Raw genomic sequence first — 14,876 nt, 5'->3', positions numbered from 1 at the left:
CTTATAAGCTTGGAACAACTACGCTTTCTCCAACCCAACAATCAAATGCAATTCTTTGTCCTGCTCTGCCTGATTGGAAAATTTCAGTTTTGGTAGGAGCTGATGCTCTGTATTGTGCTGCTGTTTTACTTGCTGATGCTTTTATTGATGAATCTGCCGCTGCGGCTTTATCACAATAATTTGCTGCTAACCAATATATTGCTCTTTTTTCAAATTGATCTTTACCGCAATCATTAACACTGCCTCCATACAATTGAGCAATTAATAAATATGCTTTTCCATAAGAAGGTTTAACTGCTAATGTTTTTCTTGCATAGTTACGTGATTGAACCTTGTTAGATTTGCTATAGATAACTGCCATTTTGAAGTATACATTCGCTTTTTTCGTATTGTCTTTGTATAAATCAGCTGCTTGGTTGAAATAATCCATTGCTTTGCTAATGTTTTTTCTTTGGTACTCTACCACTCCTAATTTTTCAGCTGCTTCTGCACTTGGATTAATTTTGTACAATGCTTCAGAAATTTTAGAGAATAATGGATCTGTATCACAGCCTTTTGCTTCTAAACGATTCGCTGCTCTTTTTAACCACTCCTCGTTTCCTTTATTAGCTTCAAACGCATTTTTATAAAAAGGAATTAATTTATCACAAGTAGAAAGTTCTAAGATGATATTGTCCATGTCGTTTTTTACACCGGCAAATATCTCAAGACTATTTTCTATTTTTTCTTTTCTTTTAACTTCTTTGTCTGCTAAAGCCTGACCTGCCTCTTCTTTGCTTAAAAGTGCATCTTTTTCAGTCGTAAGTTCATCTTCTTCTTCAACTAATTTTTGAGATAAATCATCGTATTTGTCAAAAACTTGTTGCAATTCAATACCTTTTTTAGCTTTGTAATCTTTTACAATGATTTCAAAGTAAACGTACATCGCTTTAGCGAACTTAAAGTTTGCGTAGTCTGTTTTAAAAGCATCGTCTAAGGCATCATAGATTTCTTTATCCGTTGCAATTTTATAATCAAATAAAATCAAGCCTTTTTTCATCTTATTTCCAGCACCGTTGTTTGGAAAATTTAAATCATGCTCATCATAAAATTTCATTAAATCACGAGCATATTTTTCTTTTTCTGCCGGCGTTGTTGCTTTGTCAATTTTCATCTTTATAGCAATTTCTCCATAAGAGTAAATGGCTTTGTTGAAAGAAGGACAATCTTTTCTTAATATTGTTAAGTAGTCGTATGCTTCCGGGTTTTTTGCTTTTACTAATTCGCCCATAAAGCTTAAGTTTTCCGTGCAAACCTCGCTGTTTTGCGCCTGAACAAATAAACTAGCTACGACTATGAATAATATGGATAATTTCGTTTTCATGTTTTTGTACTGTTATAGTTAATCAATTTTTCTTTTTCTAAACCAGATATCGTTTAAAGATAATCCAACACTTAGGTTGAAATAATTCTCTTCAATTAATCCGTGTGAAATGGTTCCTCTTTTGCCAAATTCAAATCCTAAATTAACGTTTGAAGCGCCAACTGGTAGACCTAATCCAAAATTCATGCCATAATCGTTGATGCTTTTTGTGTTTAAGATCAATCCTGTGTTCTCGTATCTAAATCCAGCTCTGTAAACAACTCTGCTTAAGTAGCTTGAGAAAGAATCGTATTTAGGAATATAAAATCCACCTACAGAGATTTTTGTAGAATTTTCAAAAGTAGCACCAGAAATGTCGTCAAATCTGTTCGTAAGATTACTATTTTGTGTAAAAGTTACTTCTGTTCCTAGTAACCATTTTTTAGAATCTCCAATCCCTGCTCCAAAACTAAATTTTGATGGTACTACTAATTTTGTGTCGTTTACATCAATGTCTTCTTGGTCTATAATAACTTCTGATCCATTTGCAGTATAGTTGATAGTTGCAATATTTCTTTCGTTGTCCGTATTTAATTTAGATTCAGGTCTGTAGGTAAAACTTGAAAACAATTCTAATTTTGAATTTATTTTTGTAGTGTATAATAAACCAATATTAGTGGAAATCCCTCTTATGTTTGAAGTGTTTAATTCTCTTGTTCCAAATTGTACAATAGGGTTGTTTATGAATTCCACTCCTTCGCTTTCTATTTTTCCAAAATAATATGAAAAATCTAAACCAATACTAAGTTTTTTATTGAAGTTGTAACCAGCACCTATAAAAGCGCTGTTGATATTTCCTTCGCCCTTAAAAAGCTTTCTTCTTTCGATGCTTTGAGCGTCGGTAGAGCTACTAAGAATTTTATATCCTACTGCTGAATATGGTGTCAGTCCAAAAGAAACCCCGAATTTTCCTAACGGAAGACCCACGGCTAAATAATCTAAAGTTGTTCTCTGTGCTTTTTCGCTACCAATTTCTGTGTCTAAATTATTGAAATTACCAGTGCCTCCAATTGCGAAAGTGGTGAATCTTAATCTTGAATAAGAAGCGGGATTAACAAGGTTTAAGTTGATGCTATCACCTACGATATTTAAGTCACCCATTGACCTGGTGTCCTGAGTTCCTCTAAATTTTACTTCACCCGAACCATAATAGGAATAAGGAGAAGATGTATTGTCTTGAGCCCAAGAAAAAGTAGTAATTAAAAGTGTAACTACAACTATAAATTTTTTAATCATTTTCATTTGAATATGTTGATAAGAGATTCAAACTTTCCATTAGAAAATTTGAATTGGCAAATATGGTGTTTTTTAATCTTTTAGCCAAAAAATCTGTGTCTCCACCTGTTAAAATTATTGTTAAATCTTGAAATTTGTTGATATATTGGGCAATAAAGCCGTCAATTTCATAGCAAACACCATTGATTATTCCACTATGAATGGAGTTTTCTGTTGAGTTACCGATGAAGTTTTCAATTTCTTTTTTTTCTAATAACGGTAGTTTTGCTGTAAAATTGTTTAAACTTTTATACCGAATTTTTAGACCTGGAGATATAGCGCCACCTAAATAATTGTCATTAGCATCTATAAAGTCGTATGTGATACAAGTTCCTGCATCAATTATTAGACGATTTTGCTTCGGGTACAATAAAACGGCTCCAGAAGCCAAAACAAGTCGGTCAATTCCTAAAGTTGCAGGTGTTGCATAACTATTAGTAAAAGGAAAACTGGTTTTTTGTGATATTATTTCTGTTTTCAAAGTTGAATAAATCAATTTTTCGGTAACAGAATTTAAGTTTCCGACCGAAGAAAGGATTGCTTTGTGTGCTTTTGGATATTTTTTTAAAATATTTTTAAAATTTTTTTCTGCCTTTTCCCCCTCAAAAACAAAAAGTTCAATTTGCTTATTGTGTTCAAAAACAGCGACTTTCATTCTCGAATTTCCTACATCTATTGCTAACAACATAATTTTGTATTAAAAAAGCAAATATACAAATTGATTTTTTTTAAAAAATGTTTTGGATAATATAAAAATCGTTCTATATTTGCACCCGCATTGAGCAAGTAATTATACTCTTAACGCAATGGTACCTTAGCTCAGATGGTAGAGCAATGGACTGAAAATCCATGTGTCCCTGGTTCGATCCCTGGAGGTACCACAAAAAATATCCCTAATCACTTTATAAGTTTTTAGGGATTTTTTGTTTTTAGTTCATAAGCTTTACATCATCTAAACTCTTTCTTTCTATTACACTATGAAATTAGCTACCATATATCTTGCACTATTCTTGTTTTTCTCTGTTACTAGTAAAGGACAAGAAACTACTTCTAAAGATTCTATCAAAACTACAGAGTTAAAAGAGGTGGTTGTAGGTGTTAAGAAAAAAGCGATTGAACAGAAAGCCGATCGAACAATTTTTGATTTTACAGAACAATCGCATTTAAATTCAGGTTCTTTATTAGAAGGTTTGAAGAAATTACCGGGTCTAATTATTTCTGATGTGGCCGGAATGCTTTATCAAGGCAAGCAATTGGAAGTCTATATGGACGGAAGACCTTTGAATATCTATTCAAATGAGTTGAATTCTTATTTAGAAAGTTTACCTGCAAATGCAGTGGAGAAAATCGAAATTATAACACAACCAGGTGCTGAATATCCTGCAACTTCTGGCGGTGCAATCATCAATATCATTTCTTCAAAAAACGCTAAGAAATATCTTTCAGCAACTTATTCCAATGGCTATAGTTATACAAAATACGATAAGTCGCGTCATCGTTTTAATAACAGTGTTTTAGTTAATGCTAAAAACAACATTTTTGCTTGGCAAATTCAAGCGGGACAAAATTATAATGAAGGATATTTAAGAAGTAATTTTTATAGACCAAATCTGGTGCTTTCGCAAAGTGTTTCAGATCGAATGAATCGTTTTTATTTTATAAAGTCGGGAATTACTTTTGATTTTAAGCAAGATCGATTATTGCTAAATTATGATTTTAGTACGAATAGTAATACCGCTTATGTTGATGCAAATGGTCTTGGTTTTAACAGCTCTGATAAAAGTAATACCCAAACCAACCGTAATAATGTGATGTTGACGTATCAAAAACGATTTAGTGACATTAGAAAGAAGCTTGATTTCAGAGTGAATTATAACAATAATATAAACGATTTTGATTTGACCACTAGATCTTCGGGCGCTACTGGCTTGAAAAATGATTACAATCAAAATTTTTACCAATTTAAAACAGACTATTCACAAGATTTTAAATTTTTAGATGATGCTAAGTTTAGTGTAGGACTTTTAGCCGATAAGTTAGACTTTGAAACCAATAGTTTTTCGGTTCGAAATTTAGAGTATTGGCGTACCACTTTCTCAGGCTATACCGAAGTGAATACATCGTACAAGAAATTTGATTTTATAGTAGGAGGAAGGTTGGAATCGTATAAAATTGACGGAAAAACAGATACAGTTGATTTAATTCCTTTTGATTTAACGCGTTTTTTCCCAAATGCTTCGGTGCAGTATAATATCATGCCACAAGTATTTTTTAATGTGAATTATAATAAGAAAATCAGCTTGCCAAATACGTCAGCCTTAAATCCGAATAACACTAATTATCAAAATCCGAATGTTTCTTATGAAGGTAATCCGAATTTAGAACCTACGATTTTTGATAACTATGAAGTTAAAGTGAGTGCCTTTGATTACTTTTTTATAGGCTATTCAAAAAGTGATGCTAATTATAAAGTAGTTAGTAGAGTGGTGGATAGTCCAAATGGTGTCTCAAGTATTTCGCTAAATATTCCGAAATTAACCGTGCACAATTTTAATGTTGGTATTCCGGTTCCTTATATGTTGTTTACAAAAGGCTTAAAAGAAACTTTAAGTTTTGATTTTAATCCTGATGAAATTAACTTTTTATACATTTATGTCAGCAATCAAAAACATATTTTAGATGATGTAGATTACAAGGGATTTTGGGGATTTAACTTAATGTCGCAAGTGCAATTGCCTAGTAATATTAAGTTTACGGCAACTTATAATACTTCCACTACTGGCGGAAATTACCAATATTATGAAATGCGTGAACCTTTTGGTCAGCAATTTGACGTTACTTTTGCGAAGAAATTCTTTTCTGATAATTTGTCTGTTTCTCTTTATGTTAATGATTTGTTTAACACGAATAAACAAGCTTTAGGAGCAATTGGTACGGATGTCCAATTTGAAACTAAAAACGATACCAGAAGAATTGGTTTTTCTTTAAATTACAAAATCCCAACTAAAAATAAATTAGCTAAGGAAGAAGGTAATCTACTGAATAAAGAGAAATCTGATGAAGATTCTATGATTAAAAAGTAATTTCTCAATTATTCAAGCTAGCGATAAGTTTGAATTATAGCACCATTTCTTCATACGATAAAACAGTTTCAAATCCTTTTGATGCGAAATAGTCTTTTGGGTTGTGTCTTGAAATTACCATCGCAAAATCGCCTCCCCAAGCACCTAAGCTTTTGATGACACCACTGAAGTCTGAGAAGTGTAATTCTTTTACAGTTTGTGCTTCTAAAACATCGCTCATCAGAATTTCGTGTCTTTCCATTAATAGCGCGAATTCTTTTCCTTCTTTGCAATCAATTGATTCGTATGTGATTGTATTGATTTTTGGAATTACTTTTTCTGCTTTTGATTGATGTCCCAAATAGTTTGAAATAGCCGATTTACTACTTTGTTTCTTATTCAAATAAACGAAATGGATATTTTCTTTAAATTCTGGATCAAAATGAACCGGTTTGATTTGCGGCATATCGTTTTCCAATTGGTAAATAATTGGCGAACAATTTTGGGCACAAGCAATATCATAACCACTTCCGCCAAAGCTTTTTTGCAACAATTCAAAAGCATCGATTTGTAGCCATTGTCCGATGTTGTTAATTAATGTAGACGAAGTGCCTAATCCCCAAATTCTTGGGAAAGTCAATTGGGTTTCGATGGTATAACCTTCTGCAGTTAAAAAACTCGGATTTTGTTTGAAAGCTTGGTGCAAAATCTCGATTAAAGTGTTTTTTACTTTGTCGTTATTTTCTTGTAAAGTTTTATTTTTAATTTCTTGAAACGTAATTACGTCATCAAACCAAATGCTCTTGTCGGCATCAAAACTGGTCCATTTTATTTCTTGATTACTTCCTGAAGAAACGATTAAATTTTGGCCAAATCGTGTAGGAACGGCTAATGCTTTTGCACCATCGAGCACTACATATTCGCCTGTTAATAATAATTTTCCGTTGCTGTAAAATGTTTGAGTTTGCATAAATATCTTATGAAATGGAATCGCCTAGCCCTGAGTGTAATGGAAATCCTTTTTTTGCTTTAACAAATGGCAAAAAAAGATTGCAATGGAAAGCAGGAAATAGCTCCAAATTTATTTTCTAATTTTTTCTAAATAATCGATTACTAAACTGTGAGAAACGGTGGTGTTTTTGAAATAATTCAGCACGTCTTGTTTTTCGTCTTTTGTTGCCTGATGTTGATTTAGGATGTTCATCAGGTGCATTTTCATGTGTCCTTGCTGAATCCCCGTGGTTGTTAGCGAACGTAAAGCGGCAAAGTTTTGAGCTAAACCGGCAGTTGCTACGATTTGCATTAGTTCTTCGGCATTTGGCTTTCCTAATAATTCCATTGAAAATTTCACTAAAGGATGCAAATTTGTAAGGCCACCGATTGTTCCTATTGCAAGTGGAATATCCATCCAAAAGGTAAAGATCCCATTTTCAATTTTAACATGTGATAAACTTGAATACTGTCCAGATCTGCTCGCATAAGCATGAATTCCGGCTTCAACGGCTCTGAAATCATTTCCGGTGGCTAGAATTACCGCATCGATTCCGTTCATGATTCCTTTGTTGTGCGTTACGGCTCTGTAAGGTTCAATTTCGGCGATTTTAACTGCGGTTGCAAATTTTTGTGCAAATTCGTTCGCGTCTATATTTTTATCTTCTGAAAGTTGATCGACTGGGCAAGATACTTCGGCTCTTACGACACAATTGGGCACGTAATTACTCAAAATACTCATTATCACTTGCAAGTTTTTCTCGTTTTCAGAAAAATCTGAATATTCTTGTGCTTGGTCTTTTAATGTTTTTGCAAATTGCTCCGAACAGGTATTGATGAAATTGGCTCCCATGCTGTCTTTCGTGTTGAAAGTAGCGTGGAGTTGGTAATAATTTTCTAATGATGCAGTTTTGTCTTTTAGTACAATGTCTAAAATGCCACCACCGCGTTTTTGCATGTTTTTGGTAATTTCTTCCGTGTCTGCAAAGAACGCTGATTTTATTTTATTGAAAAAAGCAGTAAGTTTTTCAGTAGTTCCTTCGAAAAGAAAATGTACTTGTCCTATTTTTTCCGTTCCGATGATAGTTGTTTTGAAACCACCACGTTCTCCCCAGAATTTTGCTGCTTTTGAGGCTGCTGCAACTACCGAACTTTCTTCGATAGCCATAGGAATGGTATATGTTTTTCCGTTGATGACGAAATTTGGCGCGACACCATAAGGCAAATAGAAATTTGTTAAGGTGTTTTCAATAAATTCGTCGTGCAACTTTTGTAAGTTTTCGTCGGAATTCCAGTATTTTAATAAACTTTCTTTTGCTTCAATAGGATTTGAAAAGTAAGTACTTGTAATCCAATTTATTTTTTCTTCTTTAGAAAGTTTTGAAAACCCTTTTACGTTTTGATTCATGGCAATTTAAATAGTCATATAACTTGCAAAGATACTAATTGCATTAATTATGAATGCTGTTTATCCATTTTATTGCGATTTCTTCAAATAATTTTTTATCGATCGGTTTTGTGATGAAGTCATTCATGCCAATATCAATACATTTTTCTTTTTCGCCGGTGATAACTCCAGCTGTTAATGCAATGATTATTACTTTTGGATGTGTTTTTCTTATAGCAATTGTAGCTTCATAACCGTTTATTATAGGCATTTGAATGTCCATGAAAATGATGTCTGGCTCTTCTTGATTGCATGATTCGATCGCTTCTAAACCATTTGTGGCTTCAAATAATATGCTTTTAGGGAATTTTTTCAGCAGTAAAGTACGCGTTAACAACATGTTTATTTTGTTGTCGTCTACAATTAAGATTTTAGTTTTGAATTTGCTAAAATCTTCTTTTTTATTCTTTTTATCAATTAGTGCTTTTTGGTATTTTGTCTTGTTTAAGAAATTCTGAATTACGCTTATCTTTATTGGTTTTATTATATTTTCGATGTTTTTATGATAACTCTTTGCCGAAAAATCAGACGTGGAATTTTGCATTACTAAAATCGAAATGTTTTTATTGTTTTCTAATTGTTCGATAATGCGCAATGTCTTTTGTTTAGTCAGGTATTCCAAGTCAAGTAATAATAAATCAAATTTATTTTCATCGGCAAGTTGCTTTAAATCGACTTGTTGAGGATCGCAGATTTCTGTTTGAATCTTAAAGTGTTCCATCATTTTCTGTACAATATCCGCCACCTTAGGATTGTCCTCAATAAGGATTGCTTTTTTGAAATTATGATGAGTAATAGTGCTAATCTGCTCTCCGTCAGCATTTTTTATTTCCACTTCAAAGCTGAAAACTGATCCAATATTTTCTTCGCTTTCAATTTCAAGTTGGCTGTCCATTAATTTTAATAAGCTATTTGTAATGGTGAGTCCTAAGCCGGTACCGCCAAAATTTCTGGTGGTGGAATTGTCTTCTTGTGTAAATGCTTCTAATATTTTGTTCCGATTTGCTTTCTTAATCCCGATACCAGTGTCTTTTACTTGGAATTTTATTAGTGACTTATCATCAGTTAGTTCGCTCGCTGTAAGTTCTATTTCAATTTGTCCTTTTGATGTGAATTTTATTGCGTTGCTTAGTAGATTCTGTAATATTTGTCTCATTCTAAGCGCATCTATCCATATGTTGAAAGGAACGGATGGATGAATATTTATAATTAATTCTAAGTTTTTTTGATGCGCCATAAACTTCATCATATCAACAGATTGATTGACGATATTTTCTAAATTACATTGTTCATAATGCAGGGAAAGTTTACCAGCTTCTACTTTTGAAAGATCTAAAATGTCATTTACAACATCTAGTAAAGATTCTGCAGATTGATTTACTGTAGTTAAGTGTTGTTTTTGAATGTTGTTTAGATCTGAGTTTAATAATAATTTACTAAATCCAATGATTCCGTTTAATGGTGTTCGTATCTCATGGCTCATATTTGCCAGAAACTCTGTCTTTGCTTGGTTTGATGATTCTGCAAACTCTTTAGCAATAATGGCCTCTTCGGCTGTTTTACGTTCTGTAATGTCAATTAGTACGCCTTCAATAAAGGCTGTTTCTCCATTGATTACGACACCTTCTCCATATTCTTCGACCCATACATATTCACCATCTTTCTTCAAAAGTCTGCAAGTGACTTTGTACGGTTTTTTGTTTGCTATAGCATAAACGATTTTTTGAGCGATTTCTTCTTTTTCATCCGGATGATATAGATCTTTTAGACCAATGCGTCCTTGCAGAAAATCCTCTTTGTCGTAGCCGGTTAATTTTTCAATTTCATCATTCAAATAAACTTTTGTGCGTTCTTCATTATAGTTTACTAAAAATACGGATGCTGGAATATTATTGGCTAATAATCTAAATTTTTCTTCACTCGCCACAATAGCTTTTTCGTTGTTGATTCTTATAATGGATGATGAAATGTTATAGGCGAGGGTTTTTAAAATATTAACTTCCACTTTGTTCCATATACGCTCTGAATGGCAGTCATCAAATCCAATAAATCCTAAAAACACATCTTCGTTAAATAGCGGTATAATTAAAATAGATTGGATGTTCTGAGCTATTAAACTATCTTTTAATACGCCTGGATTTAACAGACGCACAATTTTTTTGTATGATTTTTTCTTAACAATCAAAGTCATAAACTCAGGGAATAATTCCGGGGACACGTTCTGGAAATCGGGATTATCAATTTCTTTTAACTCTTTTCTAGTCGTCCATTCAAAGCGTTGGCTTAGTAAGTTTGTTACCAGGTCATTTTCGAAATAATAAATCCGATCAACACTTAAGATCTTTCCAATTTTCCCAAAAGTAACATTGAAAATTTTACTTTTGTCTTTTTCGACAAGCAGGTTACTGGTAATTTTTGCGAGCGTAGTTAGAATTTTATTTTTGTAAATAATTTGATCTTCTGCTATTTTTCTCTTGTTAGTTTCAAAAGTTAAGGCGATTATTTCTGAAACTGTTTTCGCGAAATTTATATCTTCATTAGACCAATATCTAATTTTATTTGTAACCTCTAAAGATAAGATCGCCTTCAAAACACCTTCAGAATAAATTGGAATATCTAGCAGGGATTTAATATTGAGTTGCGGGAAGTAGTCGTCTTGGAATTCCGTCAGCGCTTCGTTTTGATATACATCGCTTGCTACGATTATGCAATCGCGTTCAAATGCTTCGATGTAAATATTTATATCTTTCTTTTGAATTATTAAATTGGCGTAACTTTCATCCTCACTTAAAACATAAACATTTTTTAAACTAATGTAATCTGCTTCATATTCCCAGATGCTTACGCGATCAACTTTTAATCCTATAGCTGTTTCTTTAGATATATACTGAATTAAATTTTCGTGTGTTGAAAAATTTAAAAAATTTAAAGTTGATATTTTATTAGAAACATGGTTCAAACGTGCTATTTCTTTTATTCTTTTTTGATCCTCAATCTCAATAGATTTCGCGAAAGTGATGTCTCTAATGATACTGGAATAACCAGTTATACGATTATCATTATCTCTTTTTATTGTAACTTTTTGTGAAGCCCAAACCTCTTCTCCATTTTTTTTAAGAAGTGGAAATTCTAAAATGTCGTATTCGTTGCTATCTGAAATAGGTCTGTAATAAAAATCCTTGACAGTTTCTTTATAATCTTCTCTAACAAAAACATTATAATTTTTTCCTAATATTTCATCACTTTGATAGCCGAGTGTTTTTAGTGTAAATCTATTTGCATAAAGTATTATTCCTGTTCTGTCGCACTCATAAATAAGATCGGTCGCGTTTTGAATAAGGTCAGCGTATTTTATCTCCAAATTAATTGTTGAAGTTATATCTTGTCCTGTAGCAATGTAGGTTTCGTTAGCGTCTTTATAATCAGTCCATTGAATGAATTTATACTCTCCGTTTTTACATTTTAATTTTCTTTGATATACTGAATTCGGCACGAACTTGTGTGTGTAATCTTCGGGGGTAAATTCGCTATCTTCAGTTAAAATCCAGAAAGCGTTTCCTAGGACTTCTTCTGGTGTGTAACCAAGAATATTAGTAATAGAGGCATTGCAATATTGTACATTTCCAAATTTGTCAGTAGCAATAATAAGTGAATTGGTTTTGTCAACAATGTTCTGAGTGAAAAGTAATTTTTCGTTAAATTTGATATTTCTTATTAGTTGACCAATATGGATAATAACAATAATAAAAACAGCATTTATAAGTGATATAATACTTTGACTGTCTGCTGGCTTGTGCTCTATTAAAGCGTATAAAAAGAGAAAGTTCAGTAAAATAAAGATGAAATAGTAATTTGTTTTTCGCTGCACAGATAATGCGAATAAAATCAATAGTAAGTACTCTGAAAAAGTTTTATAATTTATGTTCTCAGTCCATAAATTCTTATAAAGAGTAACTAATAATAAGTAGAAGCATACTGAAAAAATGATATGATTGTATTTTTCTATTTTTTTGAAAGAGGTAATTATAAATAGCAACACGCAAATCATGCTTATTGCTAAATCGTCGAAAGTTGTGGCTATGTTTTCATTACTGAATAAAACATAAAAAAAATCAGTGATTGGTAAAATTAGACCAATGTATAAAAAATAGAAACGATATTGACTGTTGGGGTGATAATTGGGGGTATTTTTAAGGGTAAAGAGACTAATGCCGGACGATTTAATTTGATAGAAAAAGATGATGGTAAAATTCATCAACAATAGAAAAAGGTAGATGAAAATATGCCATCCAGAAATCTCTAAAATATTAATAAATAAACCAACACAGTTCTGTAGAGTTCTTATCATAAAAATGCATTATTATTCCATTTATAAATGTAGTAATTTTTTTTCTACATTTCAAAAACTTTATTAAATCAAGTTAAAATTATGGTTATTTCATAAATTTTCACTAAAATTGAACTGTTTTTAAGAATAACAAGGTATGAAAAAAATAAGTTTAGCGGTTCTGTTTTTTGTAGTTTGCTCATTATCAGTAGTGGCACAGCAAAAAATAAGTTTAGAAGAGATATGGGGTGGTGCCTTTAGAACCAAAGGAATGGACGATTTGAAGGCAATGAAAAACACCAATCAATATACGGTGCTAAATTTTGACCGAAGCTCAAGAAGCGCTCAAATAGACTTATATGATTTCGCAACTTTAGAAAAAATAAGTACTCTTTTTGATACTAAAAATCATCCGGAAGTGACCTCGATTGATAGCTATTCTTTCGATAAAAACGAGAAGCAAATTTTAATTGCAACCAACACAAATTCTATTTTTCGCCATTCTTTTACAGCGGATTATTTTGTGTATGATATCGCTTCAAAAAAAGTAAATCGTTTTACAAGTAATGCAATACAAGAACCATCATTTTCGGCGGATGGAACTAAGATTTCTTATGCTTTTGAAAATAATTTGTATGTATATGATATGTTGTCGCGCGCGTCAATTCAAATTACACAAGACGGTAAGAAGAATCACATTATAAACGGTATTACGGATTGGGTTTATGAAGAAGAATTTGCTTTTGTAAAAGCATACGACTGGAATAGTGCAGGAAATAAAATTGCTTATATAAAATTTGATGAGTCAGAAGTTCCTGAATTCTCAATGGATATGTATAATCAAGGTTTGTATCCAACACAAGAGGTTTTTAAATATCCAAAAGCAGGAGAGAAAAACGCTAAAGTTTCTTTATATATTTTTGATTTAAAATCGGGATCAACGAAGAAAATCAACTTAGGAGATTATAAAGATTTTTATATTCCGAGAATCAAATGGACAAATGATGCTGCAATATTAAGTGTTCAAGTACTTAATCGCCATCAAAATAATTTAGACTTACATTTTGTGGATGCAAATTCAGGCGTTTCTAAAATTGTAATGAACGAAAAAGACAATGCTTACGTTGATGTTACTGATAATCTTACCTTTTTGAAAGATAATAGCTTCATCTGGACTTCAGAAAAAGATGGGTTTAATCACATTTATCATTACGATAAGTCGGGTAAATTGAAAAAGCAAATTACTTCTGGAAAGTGGGAAGTGACGAATTATTATGGTTTCGATCAAAATTCTGGAACTATTTATTATCAATCGGTTGAAAACGGTTCTACAAATCGTGATGTTTATTCTATTAAAATAGACGGAAAATCGAAAACGAGATTGTCTTCGAAAACAGGAACAAATTCGGCTACCTTTAGTCCTAATTTCCAGTTTTTTATCAATACATATTCAAGCGCTACTACTGCTCCAAATTATTCGCTTAATGAATCAAAATCTGGAACTGTTGTAAAAACGATTGTTTCAAATGAAGCAGTTGAGCAAAAATTAGCAAATTATGATGTATCTCCAAAAGAGTTTTTTGAGTTAACTACAGAAAAAGGTCATAAATTAAATGCTTGGATGATTAAACCAAAAAACTTTGATGCTACTAAAAAGTATCCTGTTTTTATGTTTCAGTATTCTGGACCGGGTTCACAACAAGTAGCGAACCAATGGAATAGTGCTAATGATTATTGGTTTATGATGTTAGCGCAACAAGGTTACATCGTAGCTTGTGTTGATGGAAGAGGAACTGGTTATAAAGGCGCTGCTTTTAAGAAATGTACACAAAAAGAATTAGGTAAATACGAAGTAGAAGATCAAATAGATGCTGCGAAGGTCTTCGGGAAATATAATTATGTAGACGCTTCAAGAATAGGAATTTTCGGTTGGAGTTATGGAGGTTTTATGGCTTCAAACTGTTTGTTTCAAGGTGCTGATGTTTTTAAAACGGCTATTGCTGTTGCGCCAGTTACTTCTTGGAGATATTACGATAGTATTTATACTGAGCGTTATATGCAAACCCCTCAAGAAAACGCTAGTGGTTATGATAACAATTCGCCAATCAATCACGTAATTAAATTAAAAGGAAACTTCTTGTTAATTCATGGAACAGCAGATGACAATGTGCATGTCCAAAATACTATGAAGATGGTTGAAGCTTTAGTGCAAGCAAACAAGCAATTTGATTGGGCTATTTATCCTGACAAAAATCACGGAATTTACGGCGGAAAAACACGCCTGCAGTTATATACTAAAATGACCAACTTTATTAAAGAAAAATTATAATTTAAACCAATTGAACGATGATAGAACAGCAAGATGAATTGTTA

8 protein-coding genes and 1 tRNA gene are annotated in these 14,876 nt (G+C 32.3%); 3 read left to right on the top strand and 6 right to left on the bottom strand.

From position 1 onward, the window contains the following. Nucleotide 1: 1 nt before the first annotated feature. From ACFSX9_RS05935 to ACFSX9_RS05925, 3 genes are read right to left on the bottom strand one after another with little or no spacing between them, the layout of a single operon-like run. A complete protein-coding gene (locus tag ACFSX9_RS05935) occupies nt 2-1,363 on the bottom strand; it encodes a tetratricopeptide repeat protein (protein WP_379805641.1) in 1,362 nt (453 codons plus the stop codon). Between the two features lie 18 nt (nt 1,364-1,381). Beyond that, nucleotides 1,382-2,644 (bottom strand): hypothetical protein, encoded by a 1,263-nt coding sequence (locus tag ACFSX9_RS05930; protein ID WP_379805639.1) that lies wholly within the window; start codon nt 2,642-2,644, stop codon nt 1,382-1,384. Further along, a complete protein-coding gene (locus ACFSX9_RS05925; RefSeq protein ID WP_379805637.1) occupies nt 2,631-3,365 on the bottom strand; it encodes a type III pantothenate kinase in 735 nt (244 codons plus the stop codon). Before ACFSX9_RS05925 ends, ACFSX9_RS05930 begins: the two co-directional genes overlap by 14 nt. A gap of 120 nt (nt 3,366-3,485) precedes the next feature. On the opposite strand from ACFSX9_RS05925, the gene ACFSX9_RS05920 reads away from it, so the two are divergent. Both ACFSX9_RS05920 and ACFSX9_RS05915 read left to right on the top strand, forming a co-directional pair. Continuing rightward, nucleotides 3,486-3,558, top strand: a tRNA-Phe gene (locus tag ACFSX9_RS05920). Nucleotides 3,559-3,654: 96 nt separating this feature from the next. Next, nucleotides 3,655-5,760, top strand: a complete 2,106-nt coding sequence (locus ACFSX9_RS05915; protein WP_379805635.1) for a TonB-dependent receptor domain-containing protein — start codon at nt 3,655-3,657, stop codon at nt 5,758-5,760. Nucleotides 5,761-5,794: 34 nt separating this feature from the next. Here ACFSX9_RS05915 and ACFSX9_RS05910 read toward each other — a convergent pair whose 3' ends face one another. The 3 genes from ACFSX9_RS05910 to ACFSX9_RS05900 all read right to left on the bottom strand — a co-directional run bounded on the left by ACFSX9_RS05910 (nt 5,795) and on the right by ACFSX9_RS05900 (nt 12,524). After that, a complete protein-coding gene (locus ACFSX9_RS05910) occupies nt 5,795-6,709 on the bottom strand; it encodes a GYDIA family GHMP kinase (protein WP_379805633.1) in 915 nt (304 codons plus the stop codon). A gap of 111 nt (nt 6,710-6,820) precedes the next feature. Beyond that, complete coding sequence (locus ACFSX9_RS05905) at nt 6,821-8,137, bottom strand: hydroxymethylglutaryl-CoA reductase, degradative (protein ID WP_379805631.1); 1,317 nt, start codon at nt 8,135-8,137, stop codon at nt 6,821-6,823. Nucleotides 8,138-8,180: 43 nt separating this feature from the next. Beyond that, entirely contained in the window at nt 8,181-12,524 is a 4,344-nt protein-coding gene (locus tag ACFSX9_RS05900) for a PAS domain S-box protein (protein WP_379805629.1), read from the bottom strand. 136 nt (nt 12,525-12,660) lie between these two features. Between ACFSX9_RS05900 and ACFSX9_RS05895 the strand changes: the two genes are divergently transcribed. Further along, nucleotides 12,661-14,832: a S9 family peptidase gene (locus ACFSX9_RS05895; RefSeq protein ID WP_379805627.1), complete on the top strand. Its 2,172-nt coding sequence runs from the start codon at nt 12,661-12,663 to the stop codon at nt 14,830-14,832. Nucleotides 14,833-14,876: the final 44 nt, after the last annotated feature.

The sequence above is a fragment of the Flavobacterium ardleyense genome, from assembly GCF_042686085.1.
Lineage (GTDB): Bacteria > Bacteroidota > Bacteroidia > Flavobacteriales > Flavobacteriaceae > Flavobacterium > Flavobacterium ardleyense.
The sequence above is the reverse complement of the archived record's forward strand: the minus strand, read 5'-3'. Positions and strand labels throughout refer to the sequence as shown.

What these genes read in the sequence shown, in the direction of transcription:
- ACFSX9_RS05935 (WP_379805641.1), bottom strand. Translation starts at nt 1,363, where the DNA reads ATGAAAACGAAATTATCCATATTATTCATAGTCGTAGCTAGTTTATTT.
- ACFSX9_RS05930 (WP_379805639.1), bottom strand. Translation starts at nt 2,644, where the DNA reads ATGAAAATGATTAAAAAATTTATAGTTGTAGTTACACTTTTAATTACT.
- ACFSX9_RS05925 (WP_379805637.1), bottom strand. Translation starts at nt 3,365, where the DNA reads ATGTTGTTAGCAATAGATGTAGGAAATTCGAGAATGAAAGTCGCTGTT.
- ACFSX9_RS05915 (WP_379805635.1), top strand. Translation starts at nt 3,655, where the DNA reads ATGAAATTAGCTACCATATATCTTGCACTATTCTTGTTTTTCTCTGTT.
- ACFSX9_RS05910 (WP_379805633.1), bottom strand. Translation starts at nt 6,709, where the DNA reads ATGCAAACTCAAACATTTTACAGCAACGGAAAATTATTATTAACAGGC.
- ACFSX9_RS05905 (WP_379805631.1), bottom strand. Translation starts at nt 8,137, where the DNA reads ATGAATCAAAACGTAAAAGGGTTTTCAAAACTTTCTAAAGAAGAAAAA.
- ACFSX9_RS05900 (WP_379805629.1), bottom strand. Translation starts at nt 12,524, where the DNA reads ATGATAAGAACTCTACAGAACTGTGTTGGTTTATTTATTAATATTTTA.
- ACFSX9_RS05895 (WP_379805627.1), top strand. Translation starts at nt 12,661, where the DNA reads ATGAAAAAAATAAGTTTAGCGGTTCTGTTTTTTGTAGTTTGCTCATTA.